The sequence below is a fragment of the Arthrobacter gallicola genome, from assembly GCF_014836775.1.
In the GTDB taxonomy this organism is placed as follows: domain Bacteria; phylum Actinomycetota; class Actinomycetes; order Actinomycetales; family Micrococcaceae; genus Arthrobacter_B; species Arthrobacter_B gallicola.
In genome coordinates this window covers 417,096-441,725 of record NZ_JACSQD010000001.1, presented here as the reverse complement: position 1 = coordinate 441,725, position 24,630 = coordinate 417,096, and the positions used below count along the sequence as shown (strand labels likewise).

Here is a 24,630-nt window from a genome sequence, read left to right as displayed (position 1 = left end):
TCACAGCGCCTCCTCGGGGGTGAGCTGGGATTCGACGATTTCCCGGTAGGTGGGGCTGGATTCCATGAGCTCGGCATGGCTGCCGGACCCGGCGATCCGTCCCTCGTCCAGGACGATGATCCGGGCCGCGTCAGTGATCGTGTTGACCCGCTGTGCCACCACCAGCACCGTCGCATGCGCGGTGCGCTGCTTCAGTGCTGCGCGCAGCCGGGCGTCGGTGGCGAAGTCCAGGGCGGAGAAGCTGTCATCGAACAGGTAAATGAACGGTTGCACCACCAGTGCACGGGCGATCGCCAGCCGCTGGCGCTGTCCGCCCGAGAAGTTGGTGCCGCCCTGCTCCACGGGATAATCCAGTCCGCCCTCAGTTGCCCGGACGAAGTCCGCAGCCTGCGCAATTTCCAGCGCCTGCCAGAGTTCCTCCTCCGTGGCGTCCGGTTTGCCGAAGCGCAGGTTGGTGGCGATGGTGCCGGAGAAGAGGTGCGCCCGCTGCGGCACCAGTCCGATTCCGCTGCGCAGGGACTGCAGCGTAACCGCAGCGGTGTCCTGTCCGTCCACGCTGATGCTCCCGCCGGTGGGATCCAGCAGCCGCGGAATGAGGTTGAGCAGAGTGGACTTCCCGGCACCGGTGGAGCCAATGACCGCCGTCGTCTGCCCGGGCAGCGCCTCGAAGCTGATGCCCTGCAGCACCGGAGCCTCGGCCCCCGGGTACGTGAAGCCCACGTCCCGGAAAGTGATCCGGCCGCCGTCGAACACCAGCGGGCGGGCACCGGGCGCGTCCCGCACGCTGGTCCGCGTATCAAGCACCTCGTAGATCCGTTCTGCGCAGACTGCGGCGCGGGGCAGCATCATGATCATGAACATGGACATCATCACGGCCATGAGGATCTGCATGATGTAGGCGATGAACGCGGTGAGGGCACCAATCTGCATCTGCCCGGCATCGATCCGGAAGGCCCCGAACCACACCACGGCAACGGTGGCGGTGTTCGCGACGAGCATGGCGGCTGGAAAGAGCAGTGCCAGGTACTGTGCCACCCGCAGCTGCGTACCGGTGAGATCGGCGTTGGCACCTTCGAACCGTTGTTCCTCGGTGCGCTCCCGGACAAACGCACGGATGACCGCAATACCCATGATCTGTTCCCGCAGCACCCCGTTGACGCGGTCGATCTGGCGCTGCGCCCGCCGGAACAGCGGCACCAGCCGGCGCAGGATCAGGAGGATGATGACAAACAGCACCGGCAGGATCAGCAGCAGGATGCCGGACAGCGGGATGTCCTGGTTCAGGGCCAGCAGCACACCGCCCACGCCCATGATCGGTGCCGAGACCATCATGGTCATGGTGAGCAGCAGGGACATCTGCACCTGCTGGACATCGTTGGTGGTGCGGGTAATCAGCGACGGCGCTCCGAAGACGCCCACCTCCCGGCCGGAGAACGTCTGCACGTTGGTGAACAGGGCATCGCGCACATTCCGCCCCACCCGCATGGCGGTGCGCGCCGAGTAATAGGTAGCCGCCACCGAGCACACCACCTGCGCGGCAGTCACGGCCAGCATCCAGGCACCAATCGAAAGAATGGTCCCGGTGTCTCCCCGCACCACGCCCCGGTCAATGATGTCCGCGTTGAGGGTGGGAAGGAACAGTGTCGCGGCGGTCTGCAGGAACTGCAGGACGACGACGGCGGCCACGGCACCCTTGAACGGGGCCAGGTTTTCACGAACGAGCCGAACGAGCACGTATCCTCCTGGAACTGCCGGGCGGTCCGCCGGCACCATCCGAAACTACGCCCGTTACACAGGGGCAGCAAGGGCGCCGCTGACACGGTCTTCACGCGCACGCAGGTCAGCCCGGCAGCCGTTTAGACTGGGCCGCATGTTGGATAACAAGAACGTCTCGATCAGAAGCGCGTCCGTGGGAGCAATGGACAACAACGTCTATGTCCTTACCGCTAAGAACTCGGGGGTCCAGGTCATTATTGACGCCGCTGATGACCTCCCCCGCATCCAGGCGCTCCTCGAGGAAGGGGCAGCCGATCTCTATGGCGGGCCCGCGGAGGCTGCTGTGCGGATGATCATCACTACCCACAGCCATCCGGACCATGTCCAGGCGCTCGCCGGTGCCGTTGCCGCCACCGGTGCCCGCACGGCCGCCGGAGCTGAGGACATCCCTGCGATTCCGGTGCCGACCGACGTGCCGCTGGCCCACGGAGATGTGCTGGATTTTGATGGTTTCGACCTGGAAGTGATCAGCCTCCGCGGTCATACGCCTGGCTCCGTTGCCCTGCTGTACCGGGATCCGGATGGGCCGGCTCACCTGTTTACCGGTGACTCGCTCTTCCCTGGAGGCCTCGGCAACACGCAGAAAGACCCACAAAGGTTCGACTCCCTGTTTGCGGACGTATTCGAACGTATCTTCGAATACCTGCCCGATGACACAGTGGTCCATCCGGGTCACGGCTCCGGGACGACCCTTGGGGCTGAGCGTCCGCACCTTGCCGAATGGAAAGAACGCGGCTGGTAGCGGGCGGCGTGCCTACCCCTTCCGCGCGACCATAAAAATGCGGCGGAAGGGGAATATGGTCCCCCAGGACTTGGCGGGATAGGCCCTGCGGAGCAGCTGTCCGTATTCCGCTTCGAACGCCGCGTAGTCCTCGGCTGCCAGTGCCGCCATGACCGGCCGCAGTGCTGTGCCCCGGACCCAGTCCAGTACCGGATTCTCCCCGGTGAGCAGCTGCTGGTAGCTGGTTTCCCAGACGTCGGCGCTGAGGCCGGCGCCGATGAGCAGCTCGAGGTACTGCTCCGGCTCAGAAACCGAGTCTTCGCCCCGCAGCACGCCGGCGAGCGCCGTAGCCCAGCGCGGGGACTGGGCCAGTTCGCGCATGAGGACGTGGGAGAGGCCGCCGAAGTTGCCGGGTACCTGCACGGCGAGCCAGGACCCGGGATCGAGCTTCTTGGCCCAGTGTTCCAGCAGCTCTTCATGCCCGGGGACCCACTGGAGGGCCGCGTTGGAGACCAGCACACCCGGACCGGAGGGTGTTTCCCAGTCCCGGATGCTTCCGAGCGTGAAGGAAGGTCCCTCCGGACCGCCGGCGAGCGCGCGGGCCTGGCGCACCATGTCCGGTGAAGAATCCAGTCCGGTTACCGAGGCTTCCGGCCACCGTTCGGCAAGGGTGGCTGTCAGGACTCCGGTGCCGCAGCCGAGGTCCGCGACCCAGCCGGGATCTTCGGCGCCGATCCGGGCAACCAGGTCGAAGAACGGACGGTCCCTGTGGGAAGAGAACTGTGTGTACTTTGCCGGATCCCATTTCATGCCCGCGAGCCTAGCAGCCCGGACTGGCCGGTGCCGTTACAGCGAAATGCTGCTGTGGTCAGACTTCAACGGTGTACCCAAGCGTCAGATCGGCGGCGTTGGCTCCTCTGATACCCCAGTTGATCCTTGGGGTCTCGGTGATGGTGATTTCAAGACTGTGCGGAGAGATTCCGGCTTCTTCATCGACACGACGGAACAGCTCGGCGATCAGCGCCCGCTTCGCATTATCAGAGCGGCCCTCAAACATGGAGATTTCGATAATCGTGTAATCGGCTCCGCGATCCGCAGGGTGAACGAAATCCTCATCGTTCAGCGCTATATAGCGTTGAAAACACTTCTCGGCCGGGTACTCGAGGGCGGCCATCAGCGCACCATGGATGGCGTTCTTCAATTCCGTCCGCCGACGGTCGAGATTCCTCCGATGCCCGTAAACCATGATCTGTGCCATGCGAGCACGATATCTGACTGACCACCAATGGAACGTACCCCGCGCCCGCTGACCGGACAGCCATTGCATGAGTGATCCCTGCGCAAACGCAGTTTCCCACGCCCCGTTAGGCTGGTAGGGAGATGAAACTACTTGAACAGCTGCCTTCCGGTCCCTCTGGACAATCCGCCACCCGCACCGTCGATCCGGACGAGCTCTACACGTCCTTCCTGGAATGGGTCGAAAGCCGGGGCATGAACCTGTACCAGGCCCAGGATGAGGCCGTGATGGAGCTCGTCTCCGGGAACAACGTCATCCTGGCGACCCCCACCGGGTCCGGGAAGTCCATGGTGGCCATCGCCGCGCACTTCTACGCCATGGCCCTGGACGAGCGCAGCTACTACACCGCTCCCATTAAGGCCCTGGTCTCAGAGAAGTTCTTTGCGCTCTGCGACATCTTCGGCGCCGAGAACGTTGGTATGGTCACCGGCGACTCCTCCGTGAACAAGGACGCCCCGATCATCTGCTGCACCGCGGAGATCCTCGCAAACATCGCCCTGCGCGAGGGCCCCGACGCCGACGTCGGAACCGTGATCATGGACGAGTTCCACTTCTACTCCGATCCGCAGCGCGGCTGGGCCTGGCAGGTGCCGCTTCTGGAGCTGCCGCAGACCCAGTTCCTGCTGATGTCCGCGACGCTGGGCGACATGACCCGGATCGCCACGGATCTCTCCGAACTGACCAACCGGGACACGGTCACGGTCTCCTCCGTGGAGCGGCCCATCCCGCTGCACTACTACTACGTCGAAACCCCGGTCCAGGAATCCCTCGAGGAACTGCTCGCCACCAAGCAGGTTCCCGTCTACGTGGTGCACTTCAGCCAGATCGAAGCCATTGACCGCGCCCAGGCGCTGATGAGCATCAATGTCTGCACCCGCGAAGAGAAGGACCGGATCGCCGAACTGATCGCCGGCTTCCGCTTCGCACCCGGCTTCGGCAAAACCCTCAACCGGCTGGTCCGGCACGGGATCGGCGTCCACCACGCCGGCATGCTGCCCAAGTACCGCCGCCTCGTGGAGCAGCTGGCCCAGGCCGGACTGCTGAAAGTCATCTGCGGCACCGACACCCTCGGCGTCGGCATCAACGTGCCGATCCGTACCGTGCTGATCACCGCCCTGTCCAAGTACGACGGCGTGCGCACCCGCCCGCTGAACGTCCGGGAGTTCCACCAGATCGCCGGACGCGCCGGGCGGGCCGGATACGACACTGCGGGGACCGTCGTCGTGCAGGCCCCGGAGCACGTCATCGAAAACGCCAAGGCGATGGCGAAAGCCAAGGCAAAGTTCGGCGACGACCAGAAGAAACTCCGCCAGGTCGCGAAGAAGAAACCGCAGGCCGGCTTCGTGTCCTGGGGCGAGCCCACCTTCACCAAACTGGTGGAGGGCACGCCCGAACCGCTGAGCTCCAGCTTCAACGTCACCCATGCCATGCTGCTGAACCTCCTGGAACGCCCGGGCGATCCGTTCCGCGCGGCCAAGCACCTGCTCACGAACAACCACGAGACCCGTTCCTCGCAGCTGAAACTGATGCGCAAGGCACTGGGCATCTACCGCGAACTGAAAACGGCCGGAATTGTGGAGAAGCTGCCCACCCCGGATGCCGATGGCCGCCAGGTCCGGCTCAAGGTGCATCTGCAGCCGAATTTCGCGCTCAACCAGCCGCTCTCCCCCTTTGCCATGGCTGCGCTGGAAATCCTGGACCCGGAGAGCCCGTCCTACGCTCTGGACGTGGTCTCCGTCATTGAGGCAACGCTGGAGAAACCGCGCCAGGTCCTTTCCGCCCAGGAGAAGAAGGCGCGCGGCGAAGCCATTGCCGCCATGAAGTCCGAGGGCATCGAGTACGACCAGCGGATGGCGCTGCTGGAGGAGGTCACGTATCCGCAGCCGCTTGCGGAGCTGCTCTTCCAGTCCTTCGAGGTGTACCGCAGCGGCGCACCGTGGCTGGGCGATTTCGAGCTCACGCCGAAGTCGATTGTCCGGGACATGTACGAGCGGGCCATGAGCTTCGGCGAGTACGTGGCGTTCTACTCCCTCGCCCGCTCGGAAGGCGTGGTGCTGCGCTATCTGGCCGACTGCTACAAGGCCCTGCTGCAGACCGTTCCGCCGGAAGCCCTGCGCGAGGACCTCTCCGACATCATCGAGTGGCTCGGTGAACTGGTCCGCCAGACCGATTCGTCCCTGCTGGACGAATGGGAAGAACTGGCTGCCGGCGTCGACTCCTCCGCGGGCAGCGAGCCGGTACTGCCGCCGGCACCGGAGAAACTCACGGCCAACACGCGTGCTTTCCGGGTGATGGTGCGTAATGAAATGTTCCAGCGGGTGAAGCTGTTTGCCGACGAAGATGACACCGCGTTGGGAACGCTCGACGGCAGCTCCGGCTGGGACGCGGACCGGTGGGCCGATGTGCTGGACGCCTACTTCGAGGAACACGATGACATCGACGACGGCCCCGATGCCCGCGGTCCGCAGCTGCTGATCATCAAGGAACTGCCCGGCAAATGGGAGGTGCGGCAGATCTTTAAGGACCCTGCCGGGCACCTGGACTGGGGAATCTCGGCCGAAGTTGACCTTGCCGCCTCGGACGAAGCTGGCAGCCCCGTCATCCGCGTGATCCACGCCGGCCGGCTGGACTAGGCTGGACCCCATGCTGATCCGACCCGCGCGCAAAGAAGACGTTCCCGTGATCCTGGAGCTCATCCATGAGCTTGCTATCTATGAAAAGGAACCGGACGCGGTCAAGAACACGCCGGAGGCACTGGAGCAGCACCTGTTCAGTGAACACCCGGCCGTGTTTGCGCACGTGTTGGAAGACAATGGTGCCGTCCAGGGGTTCGCGCTCTGGTTCCTGAACTACTCCACCTGGGAAGGGGTCCACGGGATCTGGCTCGAAGACCTCTACGTACGTCCCGAGGGTCGTGGCCGCGGCTACGGCAAGGCGCTCCTGCGCAACCTGGCGCAGCTCGCCGTCGACCGCGGGTACGCCCGGGTCGAATGGTGCGTGCTCAACTGGAACGAACCCTCCATCCAGTTTTACAAGTCGCTCGGGGCAGAGCCGATGGACGACTGGACCACGTACCGGCTCACCGGTGGGGCCCTGGACGACTTCGGGGCAGCGCAGCCCGGGACATCCCAGCCCGCATGAGCATTCCCCACACGGCGTCGGCGCCCGTCGACGTCCGCGGCATGCGGGTGACCGAGCACCGGTTCAGTGTTCCGCTGGACCACCGGCGGCCGGACAGCGAACAGATCACGGTCTTCGCCCGGGAATACTCGGACCCGGAAATCTCCGGCGACCTGCCCTGGCTGCTGTATCTGCAGGGTGGTCCGGGCGGCAAGGGTACCCGGCTGACCCAGTTTGGCGGCTGGACCAAGGCCGCTTCCCGCCGGTTCCGGATCCTGATGCTGGACCAGCGCGGCACGGGTCTCTCCACGCCGGCCAACCGGCAGACCCTGGCTGCGCGCGGGGACGCCGCCAGCCAGGCTGAGTATCTGACCCATTTCCGCGCCGACTCGATCATCCGGGACGCCGAACTCATCCGCACGGCGCTGGGCTCCGGGCCGTGGAGCATCTACGGACAGTCCTACGGCGGCTTCTGCGCCCTCACCTATCTCTCTTTCGCCCCGGAAGGGCTGCGCGAGGTCCTGATCACCGGAGGATTGGCCCCGCTGACCGGCCCTGCCGACCGCGTTTACTCCGCCACGTTTGCCCGTGTCGCGGCCCGGAACAAGGAATACTTCGCCAAGTACCCCGGCGACCGGGACATAACCACCCGGATCGCCAGGCACCTGGAGGAGGTCCCGGAACATCTGCCCGACGGCGAACGGCTGTCCGTCCGGCGGTTCCAGATGGCCGGATCCTTCCTGGGCGGCAACACCCGCATGGACGCGCTTCATCATCTGCTGGAGGAGGCGTTTGTTTCAACGCCGTCGGGCGAACGGCTCTCCGACACGTTCCTGACCGGCGTCTGGCATCTGGTGGACCGGTCCGCCAACCCGCTGTACGCGCTGATGCATGAATCGATCTACGGTCAGGGAGAAGCCACCAACTGGGCGGCCTGGCGGGTCCTGTCCGCCTACCCGCAGTTCCAGCCGGACGCGCCCGAGCCGCTCTACACGGGCGAGATGGTGTACCCGTGGTACTTCGATGAGGACCCCGCGCTGCGCCCCCTGAAGGAAACCGCCCAGATACTGGCCGCGAAATCTGATTGGCCTGCGCTCTACGACGCCGGCCAGCTGGCCCGCAACACGGTACCGGCCGCTGCTGCCGTCTACACCGACGACATCTACGTTGACCGCGGTCTCTCGCTGGAGACGGCCGCCGCAGTGAAGGGCCTCCGGGTCTGGGAGACCGCTGACTTCCACCATGACGGTATTTCCGACGACGGCGAAGCCATCTTCAACCGGCTGCTGGGAATGGTGCGCTCAGGCGAGCCGTAGGCAGATCCAGCCCCGCGGTCTGTTGAAGCGGTCGGCTCCGGCCTACCCTGTCAGCTAGGAATGCACGGCGGCGGAAGGCCCTGACATGGCACCCAGTACACGTTTGGACGCCCCCCGGACCGAACATCCGGTCCCCGATGCTCCCAGATGGCGCAGGATTCTGTCCGCGGTCCTCGGTGTGCTCAGCGCCCTGCTGCTCGTAGCCGCGGTAACGGCCGGCTACGCGGCAAGTCTGGTGAGCAACACTGACCGGTACGTGGACACTGTTGGACCGGTAATCCAGGACCCAGCCGTACAGGCGAACCTGTCCCAGCAGATTGGGGACCAGATCACCGAACGGCTGGACATCAGCACCACCGTCGATGACGCCCTGTCCAGCCTTGATGATTCGCGTGCTTCCCAGGTGCTCGCCGCCGCTCTGGGACCGGTCATCGCTGACCGCACGAATGCCATGATCGACAACACCGTGACCAAGGCGGTCTCCAGTCAGGCCTTCGCCAACCTTTGGGTCGATGCCAACAGAAGAGCCCACGAAGCCCTGGTCCGCGCCATGGACAACGATTCGGGCGATATCGCTTCCATCGCACCGAACGGCGACGTCACCATCTCGACGACGGCGATGATCAGCGAAGTGAAATCCCGGCTGCTGGCCAAGGGTGTGTCCGCGGCGTCAGCGATTCCCGACGACGCCGGGCGGGACTTCACTGTCTTCCATGCCCCCGGTCTGGCCTCGGCGCTCTCCGCGCTGGCTGCGCTGGAACGCGTGGCGGCTGTTCTTCCGTGGGCGGCCCTGGTGGCTGCCGCTGCCGCTGTCCTGCTGGCTCCGGCGGGCCGGCGGCTGCGGGCCGGCCTGGTGATTGCCGTGGCCAGCGCCGCGGCGGCCCTCGCCCTGGTGCTGGCGCTGCGCATCGTCCAGCAGATGGGCGTCCAGGAGCTGACGGGCAGTGCCGTATCCCCGGATGCGGCTGCGGCCCTCAGCGATGCGTTCCTCGGTCCGCTTGCCGGGGCGCTTCGGACGGTGCTGGTGCTTGGCCTGCTTGCGGTGCTGGTGCTCTATGCTGCAGGGCACCCGGCCCGATGGCAGCCGTGGATGCTGCGTCACCAGCGCTGGTGCCAGGGTATTGCCGCGGGAATCGTCGTGCTGGTGCTGTTCATTCCCGGGCTGACCGCCGGCACCACACTAGGTATCGCCGTCGTTTTGGTGGGCCTGATCGTTGTCCTCGAGGTGCTGGGCAGGCGGCCGGCGGCGGTCCGGACCTCCGCCGCACCGCCGCCGCCCGCTGCCCCGCCTGCACAGGCCGCCGCCGGGTAGCCGGGGAACGGTGCTCCGTCCCGGTCTGCGCAGGTCAGGCGAGGGCCTTGGCCTTCAGCCGGCCAAACTCGTCGTTGGTGATCAGTCCTTCGTCCAGCATGGTTTTAGCGGAGCTGATCTGTTCGGTGGCGCTCTGGTTTCCTGCGGTGCGCCGGATGTAGTCCGCCGTGTGCTCTTCCATCTCATGGGCGCGGCGTGCATTCCGCGCGGCCATCCCGCGTCCCCGGGCAATCACGTAGACCAGGGCCGTCAGATAGGGAACAAACAGCAGGAAGAAGATCCAGACTGCCTTGAGCCAGCCATTCATGCTGTCGTCACGGAAAATGTCCGCGAAAATCTGGAACAACAGCATGAGGTAGGCGAAGAGGAAGAACACCGCGATGATTGACCATAAGACTTCGAAGAAGTTCATTGCTGCTCCTCGGGAGCGTCAAGAGGAAACAAAATGGCCGCTGCGGGCCGTGGGTGTCCCTATCAGGGATGGTCGTAGTAGATGAAGGCTAGCACCGGGGAACGGCGGGGTCTCCGGTTAAGGCCGATTCTGCCTCCCCCACCAACAACTGCGGCTGCCCGGCGTGTTGGAACGCCGGGCAGCCGCAGTTGTTGCTTCTTTGTTTAGTTCTCCGGGGAGTTCCCCGGAACCCGGGGGTCGGAGGCACGGAACCGGGCCCGGGCCTCGTCCGAAATTTCCGGCAGCTCGACATCCGGGCGGTTCTGGGACGCCTTCTCCGCGGCAAGGTACGTCGCCGAGACGTTTTCATACGCCTGGACACGCTCTTCATAGGCGGCGTCCTCTCCCAGGCCGCGGTACACGGTCAGGGCGTTCTCCAGGGACGCAACGGCCTGCACGGCCTTCGCCTTGGGACTGAGCAGGCTGGCCACAGTGGCAATAACGATGGTGCCTAGAATGACGGCCAGGGAGACGAAGGTCGGGATCTCCGGCGCCCAGGCAACCGGTTCGCCACCGTTGATGAACGGCAGCTCATTAACGTGCAGCGCGTGGAGAATGAGCTTGACGCCGATGAAGGCCAGGATGATCGACAGCCCGTGCTTGAGGTAGATCAGCCGGTCCATCAGTCCGCCCAGCAGGAAGTAGAGCTGGCGCAGGCCCATCAGCGCGAAGATGTTGGCGGTGAAGACGATGAACGCGCTCTGGGTCAGGCCAAAGATCGCCGGGATCGAGTCGACCGCGAACATCAGATCGGTGACACCGATGGTGATGAAGACAACCAGCATCGGGGTGAAGACCTTTTTGCCGTCGACCACCGTGCGGATCCTGCCCGCATCAAATTTATCCGTCATGGGCAGGAAGCCGGTGAGCCGGCGGATGAGCTTGTTGTCACTGCCGGCGTCCTCATCCTCGCCGTTGTCAGTGGCCTGCTTGTACGCGGTCCAGAGCAGGAAGGCGCCGAAGATGAAGAAGACCCAGCTGAAGTTCTCGATCACGGCGGCACCGATGAGGATGAAGATTCCCCGCAGGATCAGGGCGATGATAATGCCGAACATCAGCACTTCCTGCTGGTACTTACGCGGTACCGAGAAGCGGGCCATGATGATGATGAACACGAACAGGTTGTCGATGCTCAGGCTGTATTCGGTGACCCAGCCCGCAACGAACTGGCTGCCGTACTCCGGTCCGGTGAAGACGAACATCATGGCGGCAAACAAAAGCGCCAGGCCAACATAGAAACCGACCCACAGGCCGGCTTCCTTCATGGACGGTTCGTGGGGCCGTTTGACGACCAGGAGCAGGTCGAAAAGCAGGACCAGTCCCAGGATGATGAACGTGCCGACCTCGAAGGCGACAGGTAAAGCTGGCATGTATAGACCTTTCGGAACACGGAAAAAGGCAGGGAGTTCCGGGTGCGTCCCGGGCTGCCCTACCGCCGCCAAGCAGTCTATCTCAGGCGTGTCCGGCGTTCTGCATCTGGCGGAGCTCCTTCTTGAGGTCGCCCACCTCGTCGCGCAGCCGTGCGGCAAGTTCGAACTGCAGCTCCGCGGCCGCGGCATGCATCTGCTCCGTCAACTGCTCGATCAGACCGGTCAGGTCCTCTGCGGGAGCCGCAGCCAGGCCGTCCTTCCGGACTTTGGTCTTCCCCTTCTTCTTGGTCCGGGCTGCCTCTTCCAGCAGGGCCTTGGTGTCCGCGTCCTCGCGTGCCAGGGAATCGGTGATGTCCGCGATCCGCTTCCGCAGGGGCTGCGGGTCCACACCGCGCTCCTTGTTGTAGGCAACCTGAATGGCCCGGCGTCGGTTCGTTTCATCAATGGCATGCGCCATGGAATCGGTGATCCGGTCGGCATACATGTGCACCTGGCCGGAGACGTTACGCGCCGCACGGCCGATGGTCTGAATCAGGGAGGTTGAACTGCGCAGGAACCCTTCCTTGTCTGCGTCCAGGATGGACACCAGGGAGACTTCCGGAAGGTCCAGGCCCTCACGGAGCAGGTTGATGCCCACCAGGACATCGAAGGTGCCCAACCGCAGTTCGCGCAGCAGCTCCACGCGGCGCAGGGTGTCGACGTCGGAGTGCAGGTATTCGACCTTGACCCCGTTCTCGAGCAGATACCCGGTGAGGTCCTCGGCCATCCGCTTAGTCAGGGTGGTCACCAGCACGCGTTCGTCCTTCTCCGTCCGCGTCCGGATTTCGGCCAGCAGGTCATCGATCTGGCCCTTGCTGGGCTTAACCACGACTTCCGGGTCCACCAGGCCGGTGGGACGGATGATCTGCTCCACCACGCCGTCGGACTTGCCCAGCTCGTACTTGCCCGGTGTCGCGGACATGTAGACGGTCTGGCCGATGCGTTCCAGGAATTCATCCCACTTCAGCGGCCGGTTGTCCATGGCTGAGGGCAGCCGGAAGCCATGCTCTACGAGGGTCCGCTTGCGGGACATGTCCCCCTCGTACATGGCACCGATCTGCGGAATCGTCACGTGGGATTCGTCCACCACCAGCAGGAAGTCATCGGGGAAGTAGTCCAGCAGGCAGTGCGGTGCTGTGCCCGGCCCGCGGCCGTCGATCCAGCGCGAGTAGTTTTCGATGCCGTTGCAGAAACCCATCTGCTGCATCATTTCCAGGTCATAGGTGGTGCGCATCCGCAGCCGCTGCGCTTCGAGGAGCTTGTTCTGCCCTTCAAGTTCGGCGAGGCGTTCGCGCAGCTCGTTCTCGATACCGGTGATTGCCCGGTTCATCCGTTCCGGTCCGGCAACGTAGTGCGAGGCGGGGAAGACGTACATTTCCTCTTCGTCGCGGATCAGGTCCCCGGTGAGCGGATGCAGGGTCTGGATGCTCTCGATCTCGTCGCCGAAGAACTCGATCCGGATGGCCTGTTCCTCGTACATCGGGATGATTTCCACGGTGTCGCCGCGGACCCGGAAGGTGCCGCGGTGGAAGTCCATGTCATTGCGCACATACTGCATGGACACGAAGCGGCGCAGCAGGTCGTCGCGGTTCATTTCCATACCGCGGCGCAGGGTCACCATGCCGCGGATGTATTCTTCCGGCGTGCCCAGACCGTAGATGCAGGACACGGTCGCCACCACGATCACGTCGCGCCGGGTCAGCAGGGCGTTGGTCGCCGAGTGCCGCAGGCGTTCCACCTCCTCGTTGATGGAGGAGTCCTTCTCAATGAAGGTGTCGGTCTGCGGGACGTACGCTTCGGGCTGGTAGTAGTCGTAGTAGGAAACGAAGTACTCCACCGCGTTGTTCGGCAGCAGTTCCCTAAACTCGTTGGCCAGCTGGGCTGCCAGGGTTTTGTTCTGGACCATCACCAGGGTGGGCCGCTGCACCTGTTCCACCAGCCAGGCTGCGGTGGCGCTCTTACCGGTGCCCGTGGCGCCCATCAGGACGACGTCCTTTTCACCGGCGTTGATGCGTTCGGCAAGTTCCTTGATCGCTGTCGGCTGGTCGCCGGCGGGTGAGTAGTCACTGACTACCCGGAACGGGGCAACAACACGATTGATGTCCTGCGCAAGACTCATGGTTTAACGCTACTCCGGGATACGGTCAGCTCTTGTCCGTATTGCTCACGGCATAACGTCAGGACTGCCTCCGGCTACGCCCGGTCAGCCCGCAGCCGCTGATTATTCAGGGGAACAAGCCGCTTCTCCCAGAGCTCCTTGACCGCGGACACCAGCTGATCAGGAGTGCCGGTGTTATTGAGCACGACGTCGGCTGCCGCGGCCCGCTGTGCGGCAGTCGCCTGCGCCGCGATCCTCGCCTGCGCATCGGCAGGATCCATGCCGCGGTCCCGGACCATGCGCTGCATCCGCAGCTCTTCCGGAGCTTCGACCACCAGGACAAAGTCAAAACTGCCCGCCTGTCCGGTCTCGACCAGCAGCGGGATGTCCTGAACCAGAATCCCGTCCCGGGGAACCCGGGCTGCCAGCTCCGCGGCGCGGGCGCGCACCCGCGGATGAACAATGCCGTTGAGCACGGCGCGCCGCTCATCGTCACCGAAGACCATTGCCGCCAGCGCAGCCCGGTCAAGGGAACCGTCGCCGGCGAGTATTTCGGAGCCGAAGGCGCCGACGACGGCGGCGAGGCCGTCCGTGCCGGGAGCAACGACCTCCCGGGCCAGCGCGTCGGCGTCGATAAGCACGGCACCGCAGTCCGCCAGGGTCCGGGCGGCCAGGGATTTGCCGGCAGCGATCCCGCCGGTCAGTCCTACCTTGAGCATGGCTCCCACCCTACCCGGAAGCCTGTCAGCGGGACGGCAACTAGACTGGGAGCGTGAGTGATTTCGACGCGGCGGCGGGGCGCTACACAACCATCGCCCGGGACCACCGCAGCGAACTCGAAATCAAGCGTTCACGCTTCATCACCGTGCTGCGGCGGACGGAGACCGAGCAGCAGGCCCGTGAACTGGTGGCGCAGCTGCGCCGGGAATTCCACGACGCCCGCCATCACTGCAGCGCTTTTGTCCTCGGGCCGGACCGGGCCGTTCAGCGCTCCAGCGACGACGGCGAGCCGTCCGGAACCGCGGGCATCCCCATGCTCGAAGCGCTGACTAAACGGGAGACCTTTGACGGTGCCGCCGATCTGAGCGACATCACCGCCGTCACGGTGCGCTACTTCGGCGGGATTCTTCTGGGCGCCGGCGGTTTGGTGCGGGCGTACTCCGAGTCTGTGTCGCAGGCGCTTTCCACCGCTCCCCTGCTCCAGCGCAGGCGCATGCAGCTCTATGCGGTCAAGACCGGCCATGCCGGGGCCGGCCGGCTGGAGAACGAGCTGCGCAGCGCCGGATTCAGCATCAGAGGCACCGACTATGAACCGGACGGAGCCAGCATCACCGTGGCCCTGCCGGATGTTCCCGGCGGCGCCGATACCTTTTTGGACCGGCTGGCGTCCCTCACCGCCGGCGGGTCCGCCGCCGAACCCCTCGCTACCGAATGGATCGACCTGTGACATCCGCTGCACCCTTCGCGTTCGACGTACTCGGCCGTGCCCCCGACGTTGAGGCGGAGAATCTCCAGGCCTACGACAGCGCAGACCGGCTCCTGCTGGATACGGCTGCGGATGATCTGATGTCTGCCGAATCCGGCACGGTCAGTGTAATCGGGGATGCCTACGGTGCCCTCACTCTGGGGGCCGCGGCCCTGCACGGCCTCCACGGACTGCGGGTCCAGCAGGATCCGCTCTCCGGGGAACTTGCCCTTGACGCCAATGCCCGGGCCTTGGGGCTGGAGGGTGCCTACTCGCACCACGGGCTGGACCGCAGCCTCGTGGCAGGTGCACGGGTTGTGCTCCTGCGCCTGCCGCGCTCCCTGGATGCGCTGGAGGAGATTGCTTCCCTCATCGCACGGGACGCGGATCCGGCGGTCAGGGTTTACGCCGGCGGGCGGCTCAAGCACATGACCACCGCCATGAATGGCATCTTCGCCCGGTACTTCGGCTCCGTTAGTGCAGGCCTCGCCCGGCAGAAGTCCCGGATCCTGACCGTATCGGCTCCCCTGCCGGCCCTGGATCACCCGGCGCCGCGCTTTCCGCTGGCCGCAGCCTACGACGTCGGACTCCCGGCTCCGCTTCAGCTGCGCGCCCGCGCCGCGGCCTTCGGTGGAGCGGCGCTCGATCCCGGCACACGTTTCCTGCTCCCGCATCTGGCGCATGCCCGGGATGCTGCGCAGGCGGTGGACCTGGGTTGCGGAAACGGAGCCATCGCCGCCTACCTCGCCCTGACCCGGCCGGCGGCACGCATCCTCGCCTCCGACCAGTCGGAGGCCGCCGTTGCCTCCACTGCCCTGACACTGGAAGCGAACGGCGTCGCCGGAAACGCCGTCGTGCGCCGGGCTGATGCCCTGAGCTGGCTCAGCGATGCCTCCCAGGAACTGGTGGTGCTGAATCCTCCATTCCATATCGGCGCCACTGTCCATGCCGGAATCGCTTTAAAGCTCTTTGCTGACGCCGGCCGGGTCCTGCAGTCCGGCGGCGAACTGTGGACGGTCTGGAACAGCCACCTCGCCTACAAGGCTGCCCTGAACCGGCTGGTGGGGCCCACCCGGCAGGTCGCCCGGAACCCCAAATTCACGGTCACGGTATCCACCGCGCGCTAGTTTCCGCCCCGCTGTATAACGTTCGGGAAAACTTCAGAGAGCGCTCTCTTGACAGTGAAGCCCGTCACATCTAGGCTCTCAGCAACGTCAGAGAGCGCTCTCTCGTTCGGCTCACTTCATAGCCGGACCTGGCTCCCTTGTTATTTACACCATCAGTCCCGCGCTGCGGATCGGCCAGGAAGCAACACGGCAGGGTCCACCTTCGGGATATCGCATCGACAAGACCCACACACAAAGGAGTGACCGTGAAAAACTTCCGATATCCAGCTGCTGCGGTGGCAGGGGCCGCCGTAGTGGCCATGCTCGCCACCGGCTGCGGCGGCGGTGGCAGCAGCAGTGACGAACCCGCTTCGGCGGAGAATCCGATTGAACTCTCTGTCACCACGTTCGGCACCTTCGGGTACGAAGATCTCTATGGGGAATACGAAGACGCCAACCCGGGCATCACCATCAAGGCCAACAACATCGACACCGGCGGCAACGCCCGGACCGACCTCTTCACGAAGCTCGCCGCGGGTTCAGGAGTCAGCGACGTGGTGGCCATCGAAGAGGGCTGGCTCGGCGCCATCATGGAGGTTTCGGACAAGTTCGTGGACCTGAATGAATATGGCGCAGAGGAGATCAAGGACAACTGGGTCGACTGGAAGTACAAGCAGGGCACCGATCCTGATGGCCGCGTCATCGGCTACGGCACCGACATTGGACCGCAGGGTATCTGCTACAACGGTGACCTGTTCGAAGCCGCGGGGCTGCCGAGTGACCGGGACGCCGTCGCCGAACTCCTGGGCGGAGCAGACGCCACGTGGGAGAAGTACTTCGAGGTCGGTAACCAGTACAAGGACGCAAGCGGGAAAGCCTGGTTCGACCAGGCCGGCTTCGTGTGGAACTCCATGGTGAATCAGATGGAGGAGGGCTACTACACGAAGGACGGTGAGCTGAACATCGAAGGCAATGATGCGATGATCGCCAACTTCAAGATGCTTTCCGGCTCGATTGATGACGGCCTGTCTGCGAACCAGGAAGAGTGGAAGTGGAACAACGGACAGTCCTTCCTCGACGGCACTTTCGCCACCATGGTCTGCCCCGGCTGGATGCTCGGAAATATCCAGGGCGGCATTGAAACCGCAGGCGGCTCCACTGACAGCGGTTGGGACTTTGCAGATGTGTTCCCCGGCGGTGCGTCAAACTGGGGCGGTGCTTTCCTCTCGGTGCCGGAAACCTCGGAGCACAAGGAGGAAGCTGCCAAGCTCGCCGCCTGGCTGACGGACCCCCAGCAGCAGATCAAGCAGTCCGCAGCAGCGGGCAACTTCCCCAGCACCCTTGAGGCGCAGGAACAGCTTGCTTCTGATGCAACTCCGAATGAGTGGTTCAACGACGCCCCCACCGGAGCCATCCTGGCCTCGCGCGCCGAAGGCGTAGAGGCCCAGTTCAAGGGGCCGGACGACTCAGTCATCCAGGAAAAGGTCTTTGGCCCGGCCATCGATGACATGGAGACAGGTACCGCGAACGCGGACCAGGCATGGGAGAAGGCACTGCAGCTCCTCAACGACCTGGTCATCAACAACTAGCAGCACCGCACGCGGGGCCTCCTTCTGGGGGCCCCGCCCGGAGCACGGGAGTCTGCCATGACCGCCACACTGAACCGGCCTGTACAGAAGAAACCGGTTAAGCCGCGGAAAACGTTCCGCCAACGCCTTTCCAAATGGGATATGAAGGCGTCCCCTTACCTCTACATTTCACCGTTCTTTATTCTCTTTGGCATTACCGGCCTGTTCCCCCTGGTATATACCTTCTGGGTATCCCTGCACGAATGGCACCTGCTCAAGGGACAGGGTGACTTTGTCGGACTGCAGAATTTCGCCAGCGTGCTGGGCGACACCCGATTCTGGGGCTCGCTCTTCAACACTTTTTCGATTTTCCTGCTCTCCGCGGTTCCCCAGCTGGTAGTTGCGGTGTTCCTGGCGGCCATCCTGGACCAGCATCTGCGGGCCAAGACGTTCTGGCGTATGTCGGTGCTGCTGCCCTACGTTGTAACGCCCGTGGCGGTGGCGCTGATCTTCTCCAAGATGTTTTCCGAGGAGAACGGCCTGCTTAACAATCTGCTGGGCAACTTCGGCGTCGATCCAATCATGTGGCAGAACGGCACGTTGCCCAGTCACATAGCGATTGCCACCATGGTCAACTGGCGGTGGACCGGCTACAACGCACTGATCCTGCTGGCCGCCATGCAGGCCGTCCCCCGCGATCTGTACGAATCGGCAGCGATTGACGGTGCCGGCGCCTTCCGGCGGTTCTTCAGCATCACGCTGCCGAGTATCCGCCCCACCATGATCTTCGTGATCATCACTGCCACCATCGGCGGCCTGCAGATCTTTGCTGAGCCCAAGCTGTTCGACCCGGTCAATGCCGGCGGAATCCAAGGGCAGTTCCAAACGACAGTGCTGTTCCTGTGGGATATGGGCTTCCAGAGACAGAACTTTGGCAAGGCCTCAGCCGTGGCCTGGCTGCTGTTCCTGATCATTGTGCTGGTGGGCATGGTCAACTTCCTTATTTCCAAGCGGATCGCCACCGGGGATTCCCAGCGGCCACGTGCCTCAAGGAGAAAGTCATGAGTGTCCTACAGCGAGCCCGGGCAATCCCAGGAACCGGGACGGGGTCAGGGGCCGGGAAGCCGATACGCAAACGGCGCGCGGGGCAGTCTTTCGGCAGCGGCCGTCGTCCCGGGTTCCTGACCTACGGGATCCTCCTGGTTTTCCTATTCTGTTCCGCTTACCCTCTCTGGTGGTCCGTTCTCATCGGCAGCAACGGAAATCCCGCGCTTGGGCAGGAATGGCCTCCCCTCCTGCCGGGCGGACGGTTCTGGAGCAACGTCGCCGAGGTTGTAAACACCGTGCCGTTCTGGCAGGCGCTCGCCAACAGCCTGATTATTTCCGGCACCATAACCGTCTCCGTGGTGATTTTCTCCACGCTGGCAGGCTACGCATTTGCAAAGCTCAGGTTCAGGGGACGGGGGGTCCTCATGGTGGCGGTCATTGCCACCATGGCCATCCCCACGCAGCTTGGCATCATTCCACTGTTCATGGTGATGCAGAAACTCGGCTGGACCGGTGAACTGGGCGCGGTGATCGTGCCCGGGCTGGTGACCGCCTTCGGAGTGTTCTTTATGCGCCAGTACCTGGTGGATGTCATCCCCGATGAACTAATCGAATCCGCCAGGATGGACGGTGCCAGCATGCTTGGAACCTTCCGGCATGTGGCTCTGCCGGCGGCGCGGCCCGCCATGGCCATTCTGGGGCTGTTCACCTTTATGACGGCGTGGACCGACTTTATGTGGCCCATGCTCGTGCTGGCAGACAATCCGACTCTGCAGGTGGCACTCAGCCAGCTGCAGTCGGCCCGCTACGTCGACTATTCAATCGTCCTGACCGGTGCCGTGCTGGCAACAGTTCCGCTGCTGATTCTCTTCGTGGCAGCGGGCAAACAACTTATTTCAGGAATTATGCAGGGAGCAGTGAAGGGCTAATGATGAAGAACACCCCCACCACAGACAATTTTCCGCCCGGCTTCATCTGGGGATCGGCCACGGCCGCAGCCCAGGTGGAGGGCGCAGCCTGGGAAGACGGCAAGGAAGACTCGGTATGGGACGCCTTTGCCCGCATCCCCGGCAATGTCCTCAACGGAGACACCCCCGCCACCGCGGTTGACCACTATCACCGGATGCCGCAGGACGTTGCCTTGATGAAGCAGCTCGGCCTGGATTCCTACCGGTTCTCCACCAGCTGGGCGCGGATCCGTCCGGGAGGAAGGGATGTCAACCCCAAGGGCCTGGAATTCTATTCGCGCCTGGTGGACGAGCTGCTGGAGGCCGGGATCCTTCCGTGGCTGACCCTCTACCACTGGGACCTGCCCCAGGGCCTCGAGGATGCCGGCGGCTGGGCGAACCGGGACACGGCGTACCGGTTCGCGGAGTATGCACAGGACGTTTACGCTGCACTCGGGGACCGGGTCCGGCACTGGACGACGTTCAACGAGCCGTTCTGCTCCTCCCTGCTGGGGTACGGCTCAGGGGTGCATGCCCCCGGGCGGCAGGACCCCCGGGCCGCCGTCGCCGCTGTCCACCATCAGCATCTGGCACATGGAATGGCGGTCACGGAACTGCGGGAGCTCGGTGCCGAGCAGATCGGCATAACGCTCAACCTCAGCAACTCCATCCCCCGGGATCCTGCAGACCCCGTGGACCGCGAGGCAGCGCGTCTCTTCGACTCCCTGCAGAACCGGATCTTCCTTGAGCCGGTCCTTCGCGGCGCGTATCCCGAGGACTCGCTCAAGGATCTGGAGCCCTTTGGGCTTCATGACCTGATCCGGCCCGGCGACATGGAGACCATCGGCGCACCTATCGATTTCCTGGGCGTCAACCACTATCACGACGATCTGATCAGCGGCCACCCGGATACGTCCGGGGCCGACGGACACGGCGGCGGCGGCGCCCGCCCGAAGGCCTCCCCCTGGGTCGGCGCCGAGCACATCACGTTCCCTTCGCGCGGCCTGCCGCGGACAGCGATGAACTGGGAAGTGAACCCTGACGGGCTGCGGAAACTCCTGGTGCGCCTCAGCCAGGAATACCCGGAGCTGCCGCCGCTCTACATCACCGAGAACGGCGCCGCCTACGACGACGTCGTCAGCGGTGAAGGCACCGTGCCTGATGCCGACCGCACCCGGTTCATCCTCGATCACGTCCAGGCGGTCAGTGCGGCGATCGAACAGGGCGCAGACGTCCGGGGCTACTTCGTCTGGTCCCTGCTGGACAACTTCGAATGGTCCTGGGGCTACGAGAAGCGTTTTGGCATCATCCACGTGGACTACCAGACGCAGGTCCGCACCATTAAGGACAGTGGCCTGGCGTACAGCCGTTTCGCTGCCGCGGTCCGGAACGGAAATTCACCAGCGCCGGAAGTGCCGGCTGCAGCGCCGGTCGGCTGAATGAAACTAGACTGGAAACCCCGGCCCGGCCAGGGACGAGGGGAACGGATTTCGGTACATGGAGACCACGGTGGGTATTGAAACCGGCCAGTCGCGGCCAGCGCCGACATTGGAGATGGTGGCGGCGCTGGCCGGTGTGTCACGGGCGACAGTCTCACGCGTAGTGAACGGTTCGACGTCGGTGGCCCCGGAACTGGCGCAAAGTGTTGAGCAGGCAGTGCGGGCGCTGAACTATGTTCCCAACCGCGCGGCCCGGACGCTGGCCAGCAGACGAACGTACACGATCACCCTGCTGGTCCCCGAGTCGACCTCCAAGGTGTTCGCTGATCCGTTCTTTGCGACCGTCGTCGAGGGCGTGGCCAAGTACCTGAACTCCACCGAGTACATGCTGAACATGGTGACCTCGTCGGAAGCGGACCCCGGCAAGACCCAGCGGTACCTGATGGGCGGGAACGTGGACGGCGTCCTGGTGGTTTCCCACCACAGCGGCGATCATTCCTGGGAACACCTCAATGACGCGCTGCCCATTGTGTTCGCAGGACGGCCGCTGCTCAACGCCAGCGACAGCTACTACGTTGAGGTGGACAACGAAGAGGGAGCGCTGGCAGCTGTCCAGCACCTCATCACCACCGGGCGCCGAAACATAGCGACGATCGCAGGTCCCCAGGACATGCCGCCGGGCGTGGACCGGCTGGCCGGCTGGCGGTCCGGGCTGGCGGCTGCGGGGCTGGATGATGCCCTCGTTGAATACGGTGATTTCACCGTTGCTTCCGGCGAAGCCGCCATGCGGCGGCTGCTGGCGCGCGGGAAACCGCTGGACGGACTGTTCGCGGCGAACGACCAGATGGCTGCCGGCGCCCACGCCGTCATTCAGGAACATGGGCTGCGGATCCCTGAGGACATCGCCGTCGTGGGTTTTGACGATGATCTCTTCGCGACCAGTGTCTCCCCTGCATTAACCACGGTGCACCATCCCATTTCCGACCTGGGCGAGAAGATGGCACACATGCTGGTCGAACTGATCGAGGGACGGCCGGCGCACCGCGTGTGCCGCCTTCCGACCTCTCTGGTGGTGCGGGAGTCCGCCTAGGAGCGCGGCTCCGCCGCAACCCGGTCCGGTCCCTGGCAGGCAGCATCCGTCCTGCCGGGGACCTTTCGCTGTGCCGCTATCCAGCTATGCGGCTGTAGTCCTCCTGTGAATAGAGGACGCTGCTGCGGTTACGCAGCGCCCAGTTCTCCTCCAGCTCCCGGAGACCGTCCGCGTGGGCCGCCGCACCGGGTTCGCGGGACCGGATCAGTTCCGCCGCCGCAGCCTGCGCAGCCGCGTACCAAACGGTCCTGCACGTGTACTTGGGGTCGGAGAAGACTCCCCTCCACAGCGGGCTGCTGCGCCGTTTCCGGAACCGTCCGCCCAGCATGTAAAGGCCCGTCGAGGCTGCCCACCAGACGAGCAGGGCCGAATAGCCGATCAGGTTGATACCCAGGGCCAGGATCCCGGCAAAGGTCAGCGCGGCACCTCCGGCGCGCAGCCACGGAGCCAGGGTAGCTGCCGGACCGTCCTCGGCACGGGCGAGGGCAAGCTGCTGTCTCCGCCATCCCTGGAACCGGCCCAGGTCCGCGGCTGATTCAGATTTTGCCACTGCATGAGCAGCCTGAAAGTAGTCCGGATAGGCTTCCTGCAGCGCTCCGACAGCTTCCTGCATGGTATGGAACTCCTCGTACGTCTGCCCGGTTTCCGCTTCCGCGGAGCCGTTGACGAGGTTGGCTGCCTGCTGCGGGCGCAGGTGTGCGGCACCGCTCCTGGCCCGGCGCCGGATCTCTGCCTCCAGCGGTCCATCAGTGTCCGGCCTGTCCCGGTGCTGCATACATCCCCCGTCGTCTCTGTGTGGATTCCCAGCTCCCAGTATCAACGTAAAGCGGGCCCCCACCGAAGTGGGGGCCCGCTTTACGTTGGCTTACGTCTACCGGGAACCGGTATTAGTTGCCGGTCAGCTTCTCGCGCAGTGCGGCAAGTGCCTCATCCGATGCCAGGGTACCGGCAGCGGACTCGGATGCAGCGGGCTCGGAAGAGTAGCTGGTTGCGCTGGACTCAACGGAGTCCGATGCAGCAGCAACATCCTCGGAGTTGTGCTGGGCAACCTGCTTCTTGTGAGCTTCCCAACGGGCCTGGGCGTCAGCGTACTGCTGCTCCCAAGCGGCACGCTGGGTCTCGTAACCTTCGAGCCATTCGTTGGACTCGGGGTCGAAGCCCTCCGGGTACTTGTAGTTGCCGGCTTCGTCGTACTCTGCGGCCATGCCGTACAGAGCCGGATCGAATTCGGTGCCTTCGGGGTCGACGCCCTCGTTCGCCTGCTTCAGCGACAGGGAGATGCGGCGGCGCTCGAGGTCGATGTCGATGACCTTGACGAACAGTTCATCCCCAACGGAGACAACCTGCTCGGCCAGCTCCACGTGGCGGACTGCCAGCTCGGAGATGTGGACCAGGCCTTCGATGCCGTCTTCGACGCGAACGAACGCACCGAACGGAACCAGCTTGGTGACCTTACCCGGCACAACCTGGCCCAGGGCGTGGGTGCGGGCGAAGGTCTGCCACGGATCTTCCTGCGTAGCCTTCAGCGACAGGGAGACACGCTCGCGGTCGAGGTCAACTTCCAGAACCTCAACGGTGACTTCCTGGCCAACTTCAACGACCTCGGAGGGGTGGTCGATGTGCTTCCAGGACAGCTCGGAAACGTGGACGAGGCCGTCTACGCCGCCAAGGTCCACGAATGCACCGAAGTTGACGATGGAGGAAACAACGCCCGGACGAACCTGGCCCTTTTCCAGCTTGTTGAGGAACGTGGAACGAACCTCGGACTGGGTCTGCTCGAGCCAGGCACGGCGGGACAGGACCACGTTGTTGCGGTTCTTGTCCAGCTCGATGATCTTGGCTTCGATCTGCTGGCCGATGTACGGAGCCAGGTCGCGGACGCGACGCATCTCCACGAGGGATGCCGGCAGGAAGCCGCGCAGCCCGATGTCGAGGATAAGACCACCCTTGACAACCTCGATGACGGTACCGGTAACGACGCCGTCTTCTTCCTTGACCTTCTCGATGTCGCCCCAGGCACGCTCGTACTGTGCGCGCTTCTTGGAGAGGATCAGACGGCCTTCTTTGTCTTCCTTGGTGAGGACCAAAGCTTCAACCTGATCGCCAACGGAGACAACGTCTCCGGGATCAACGTCGTGCTTGATGGAAAGCTCACGCGAAGGGATGACACCCTCGGTCTTGTAACCGATGTCGAGCAGGACCTCGTCGCGGTCGACCTTAACGACGGTACCTTCGACGAGATCTCCGTCGTTGAAGTACTTGATCGTTGCGTCGATTGCGGCGAGGAAGTCCTCGGCAGTACCGATGTCGTTGATCGCGACCTGCGGGGTACCGGACTTCTCGGTGGTGGTGATGGTCATGTAGTTGGGACTCCGATGTGGAAGTTGTTGTAATTCCGGATGTGCTCCCACCGGCTCGGGTGCAACCCGGAAAAACCAGGTTCAAGACGGTGCTTGGTTGTCCGGAGA

At 64.2% G+C, this 24,630-nt stretch carries 21 protein-coding genes; 12 read left to right on the top strand and 9 right to left on the bottom strand.

What is annotated here, in order from left to right; genetic code table 11:
* Nucleotides 1–1,734: an ABC transporter ATP-binding protein gene (locus H9639_RS01980; protein WP_191806456.1), complete on the bottom strand. Its 1,734-nt coding sequence runs from the start codon at nucleotides 1,732–1,734 to the stop codon at nucleotides 1–3.
* Between the two features lie 136 nt (nucleotides 1,735–1,870).
* Here H9639_RS01980 and H9639_RS01975 point away from each other — a divergent pair, with 136 nt between their 5' ends.
* Complete coding sequence (locus tag H9639_RS01975; RefSeq protein ID WP_191806455.1) at nucleotides 1,871–2,518, top strand: MBL fold metallo-hydrolase; 648 nt, start codon at nucleotides 1,871–1,873, stop codon at nucleotides 2,516–2,518.
* 12 nt (nucleotides 2,519–2,530) lie between these two features.
* Here H9639_RS01975 and H9639_RS01970 read toward each other — a convergent pair whose 3' ends face one another.
* Both H9639_RS01970 and H9639_RS01965 read right to left on the bottom strand, forming a co-directional pair.
* Complete coding sequence (locus tag H9639_RS01970) at nucleotides 2,531–3,307, bottom strand: trans-aconitate 2-methyltransferase (RefSeq protein WP_191806454.1); 777 nt, start codon at nucleotides 3,305–3,307, stop codon at nucleotides 2,531–2,533.
* A 58-nt stretch (nucleotides 3,308–3,365) separates the two neighbouring features.
* Complete coding sequence (locus tag H9639_RS01965) at nucleotides 3,366–3,755, bottom strand: tautomerase family protein (protein WP_191806453.1); 390 nt, start codon at nucleotides 3,753–3,755, stop codon at nucleotides 3,366–3,368.
* A 122-nt stretch (nucleotides 3,756–3,877) separates the two neighbouring features.
* Here H9639_RS01965 and H9639_RS01960 point away from each other — a divergent pair, with 122 nt between their 5' ends.
* The 4 genes from H9639_RS01960 to H9639_RS01945 all read left to right on the top strand — a co-directional run bounded on the left by H9639_RS01960 (nucleotide 3,878) and on the right by H9639_RS01945 (nucleotide 9,542).
* Entirely contained in the window at nucleotides 3,878–6,427 is a 2,550-nt protein-coding gene (locus tag H9639_RS01960) for a DEAD/DEAH box helicase (protein ID WP_191806452.1), read from the top strand.
* Between the two features lie 10 nt (nucleotides 6,428–6,437).
* On the top strand, nucleotides 6,438–6,935 hold the full coding sequence (locus H9639_RS01955) for a GNAT family N-acetyltransferase (RefSeq protein WP_191806451.1): 498 nt from the start codon (nucleotides 6,438–6,440) through the stop codon (nucleotides 6,933–6,935).
* The gene (locus H9639_RS01950) at nucleotides 6,932–8,230 is read left to right on the top strand and encodes an alpha/beta fold hydrolase (RefSeq protein ID WP_191806450.1); all 1,299 of its coding nucleotides are present in this window, start codon (nucleotides 6,932–6,934) and stop codon (nucleotides 8,228–8,230) included. The genes H9639_RS01955 and H9639_RS01950 overlap by 4 nt, the downstream gene beginning before the upstream one ends.
* An 85-nt stretch (nucleotides 8,231–8,315) precedes the next feature.
* Nucleotides 8,316–9,542: a hypothetical protein gene (locus tag H9639_RS01945; protein ID WP_191806449.1), complete on the top strand. Its 1,227-nt coding sequence runs from the start codon at nucleotides 8,316–8,318 to the stop codon at nucleotides 9,540–9,542.
* A 34-nt stretch (nucleotides 9,543–9,576) separates the two neighbouring features.
* Here the strand turns inward: H9639_RS01945 and H9639_RS01940 are convergent, their stop codons facing one another.
* From H9639_RS01940 to coaE, 4 genes are all read right to left on the bottom strand, one after another.
* On the bottom strand, nucleotides 9,577–9,954 hold the full coding sequence (locus H9639_RS01940; RefSeq protein ID WP_191806448.1) for a PLDc N-terminal domain-containing protein: 378 nt from the start codon (nucleotides 9,952–9,954) through the stop codon (nucleotides 9,577–9,579).
* A 203-nt stretch (nucleotides 9,955–10,157) separates the two neighbouring features.
* Nucleotides 10,158–11,363: a TerC family protein gene (locus H9639_RS01935; protein WP_191806447.1), complete on the bottom strand. Its 1,206-nt coding sequence runs from the start codon at nucleotides 11,361–11,363 to the stop codon at nucleotides 10,158–10,160.
* 82 nt (nucleotides 11,364–11,445) lie between these two features.
* Complete coding sequence (gene uvrB / locus H9639_RS01930) at nucleotides 11,446–13,521, bottom strand: excinuclease ABC subunit UvrB (protein WP_191806446.1); 2,076 nt, start codon at nucleotides 13,519–13,521, stop codon at nucleotides 11,446–11,448.
* A gap of 74 nt (nucleotides 13,522–13,595) precedes the next feature.
* Nucleotides 13,596–14,219 carry a dephospho-CoA kinase gene (coaE, locus tag H9639_RS01925; RefSeq protein ID WP_191806445.1) on the bottom strand — a complete coding sequence of 208 codons (624 nt, stop codon included), beginning with the start codon at nucleotides 14,217–14,219 and terminating at the stop codon, nucleotides 13,596–13,598.
* 53 nt (nucleotides 14,220–14,272) lie between these two features.
* On the opposite strand from coaE, the gene H9639_RS01920 reads away from it, so the two are divergent.
* The 7 genes from H9639_RS01920 (at nucleotide 14,273) to H9639_RS01890 (ending at nucleotide 22,162) form a co-directional block, all read left to right on the top strand.
* Nucleotides 14,273–14,947 carry a YigZ family protein gene (locus H9639_RS01920; protein ID WP_191806444.1) on the top strand — a complete coding sequence of 225 codons (675 nt, stop codon included), beginning with the start codon at nucleotides 14,273–14,275 and terminating at the stop codon, nucleotides 14,945–14,947.
* Nucleotides 14,944–16,092, top strand: a complete 1,149-nt coding sequence (locus tag H9639_RS01915) for a class I SAM-dependent methyltransferase (RefSeq protein ID WP_318241947.1) — start codon at nucleotides 14,944–14,946, stop codon at nucleotides 16,090–16,092. Before H9639_RS01920 ends, H9639_RS01915 begins: the two co-directional genes overlap by 4 nt.
* A gap of 299 nt (nucleotides 16,093–16,391) precedes the next feature.
* Entirely contained in the window at nucleotides 16,392–17,660 is a 1,269-nt protein-coding gene (locus H9639_RS01910; RefSeq protein WP_191806860.1) for an ABC transporter substrate-binding protein, read from the top strand.
* A gap of 57 nt (nucleotides 17,661–17,717) precedes the next feature.
* Nucleotides 17,718–18,704: a carbohydrate ABC transporter permease gene (locus H9639_RS01905; RefSeq protein WP_191746679.1), complete on the top strand. Its 987-nt coding sequence runs from the start codon at nucleotides 17,718–17,720 to the stop codon at nucleotides 18,702–18,704.
* Nucleotides 18,701–19,615, top strand: coding sequence for a carbohydrate ABC transporter permease (locus tag H9639_RS01900; RefSeq protein WP_191806442.1), 915 nt, complete (start codon nucleotides 18,701–18,703; stop codon nucleotides 19,613–19,615). The genes H9639_RS01905 and H9639_RS01900 overlap by 4 nt, the downstream gene beginning before the upstream one ends.
* Nucleotides 19,615–21,072 carry a GH1 family beta-glucosidase gene (locus tag H9639_RS01895; protein WP_191806441.1) on the top strand — a complete coding sequence of 486 codons (1,458 nt, stop codon included), beginning with the start codon at nucleotides 19,615–19,617 and terminating at the stop codon, nucleotides 21,070–21,072. Before H9639_RS01900 ends, H9639_RS01895 begins: the two co-directional genes overlap by 1 nt.
* 58 nt (nucleotides 21,073–21,130) lie before the next feature.
* Nucleotides 21,131–22,162 carry a LacI family DNA-binding transcriptional regulator gene (locus H9639_RS01890; protein ID WP_191806440.1) on the top strand — a complete coding sequence of 344 codons (1,032 nt, stop codon included), beginning with the start codon at nucleotides 21,131–21,133 and terminating at the stop codon, nucleotides 22,160–22,162.
* A gap of 76 nt (nucleotides 22,163–22,238) precedes the next feature.
* Here the strand turns inward: H9639_RS01890 and H9639_RS01885 are convergent, their stop codons facing one another.
* Together H9639_RS01885 and rpsA are read right to left on the bottom strand one after the other, a co-directional pair.
* Nucleotides 22,239–22,937 (bottom strand): hypothetical protein, encoded by a 699-nt coding sequence (locus tag H9639_RS01885; protein WP_191806439.1) that lies wholly within the window; start codon nucleotides 22,935–22,937, stop codon nucleotides 22,239–22,241.
* Between the two features lie 112 nt (nucleotides 22,938–23,049).
* Entirely contained in the window at nucleotides 23,050–24,522 is a 1,473-nt protein-coding gene (gene rpsA / locus H9639_RS01880; RefSeq protein ID WP_066298016.1) for a 30S ribosomal protein S1, read from the bottom strand.
* Nucleotides 24,523–24,630: the final 108 nt, after the last annotated feature.

Coding starts and splice junctions, on each gene's coding strand:
- H9639_RS01975 (WP_191806455.1), top strand. CDS start 1,871: ATGTTGGATAACAAGAACGTCTCGATCAGAAGCGCGTCCGTGGGAGCA.
- H9639_RS01970 (WP_191806454.1), bottom strand. CDS start 3,307: ATGAAATGGGATCCGGCAAAGTACACACAGTTCTCTTCCCACAGGGAC.
- H9639_RS01965 (WP_191806453.1), bottom strand. CDS start 3,755: ATGGCACAGATCATGGTTTACGGGCATCGGAGGAATCTCGACCGTCGG.
- H9639_RS01960 (WP_191806452.1), top strand. CDS start 3,878: ATGAAACTACTTGAACAGCTGCCTTCCGGTCCCTCTGGACAATCCGCC.
- H9639_RS01955 (WP_191806451.1), top strand. CDS start 6,438: ATGCTGATCCGACCCGCGCGCAAAGAAGACGTTCCCGTGATCCTGGAG.
- H9639_RS01950 (WP_191806450.1), top strand. CDS start 6,932: ATGAGCATTCCCCACACGGCGTCGGCGCCCGTCGACGTCCGCGGCATG.
- H9639_RS01945 (WP_191806449.1), top strand. CDS start 8,316: ATGGCACCCAGTACACGTTTGGACGCCCCCCGGACCGAACATCCGGTC.
- H9639_RS01940 (WP_191806448.1), bottom strand. CDS start 9,954: ATGAACTTCTTCGAAGTCTTATGGTCAATCATCGCGGTGTTCTTCCTC.
- H9639_RS01935 (WP_191806447.1), bottom strand. CDS start 11,363: ATGCCAGCTTTACCTGTCGCCTTCGAGGTCGGCACGTTCATCATCCTG.
- uvrB (WP_191806446.1), bottom strand. CDS start 13,521: ATGAGTCTTGCGCAGGACATCAATCGTGTTGTTGCCCCGTTCCGGGTA.
- coaE (WP_191806445.1), bottom strand. CDS start 14,219: ATGCTCAAGGTAGGACTGACCGGCGGGATCGCTGCCGGCAAATCCCTG.
- H9639_RS01910 (WP_191806860.1), top strand. CDS start 16,392: ATGCTCGCCACCGGCTGCGGCGGCGGTGGCAGCAGCAGTGACGAACCC.
- H9639_RS01905 (WP_191746679.1), top strand. CDS start 17,718: ATGACCGCCACACTGAACCGGCCTGTACAGAAGAAACCGGTTAAGCCG.
- H9639_RS01900 (WP_191806442.1), top strand. CDS start 18,701: ATGAGTGTCCTACAGCGAGCCCGGGCAATCCCAGGAACCGGGACGGGG.
- H9639_RS01895 (WP_191806441.1), top strand. CDS start 19,615: ATGATGAAGAACACCCCCACCACAGACAATTTTCCGCCCGGCTTCATC.
- H9639_RS01890 (WP_191806440.1), top strand. CDS start 21,131: ATGGAGACCACGGTGGGTATTGAAACCGGCCAGTCGCGGCCAGCGCCG.
- H9639_RS01885 (WP_191806439.1), bottom strand. CDS start 22,937: ATGCAGCACCGGGACAGGCCGGACACTGATGGACCGCTGGAGGCAGAG.
- rpsA (WP_066298016.1), bottom strand. CDS start 24,522: ATGACCATCACCACCACCGAGAAGTCCGGTACCCCGCAGGTCGCGATC.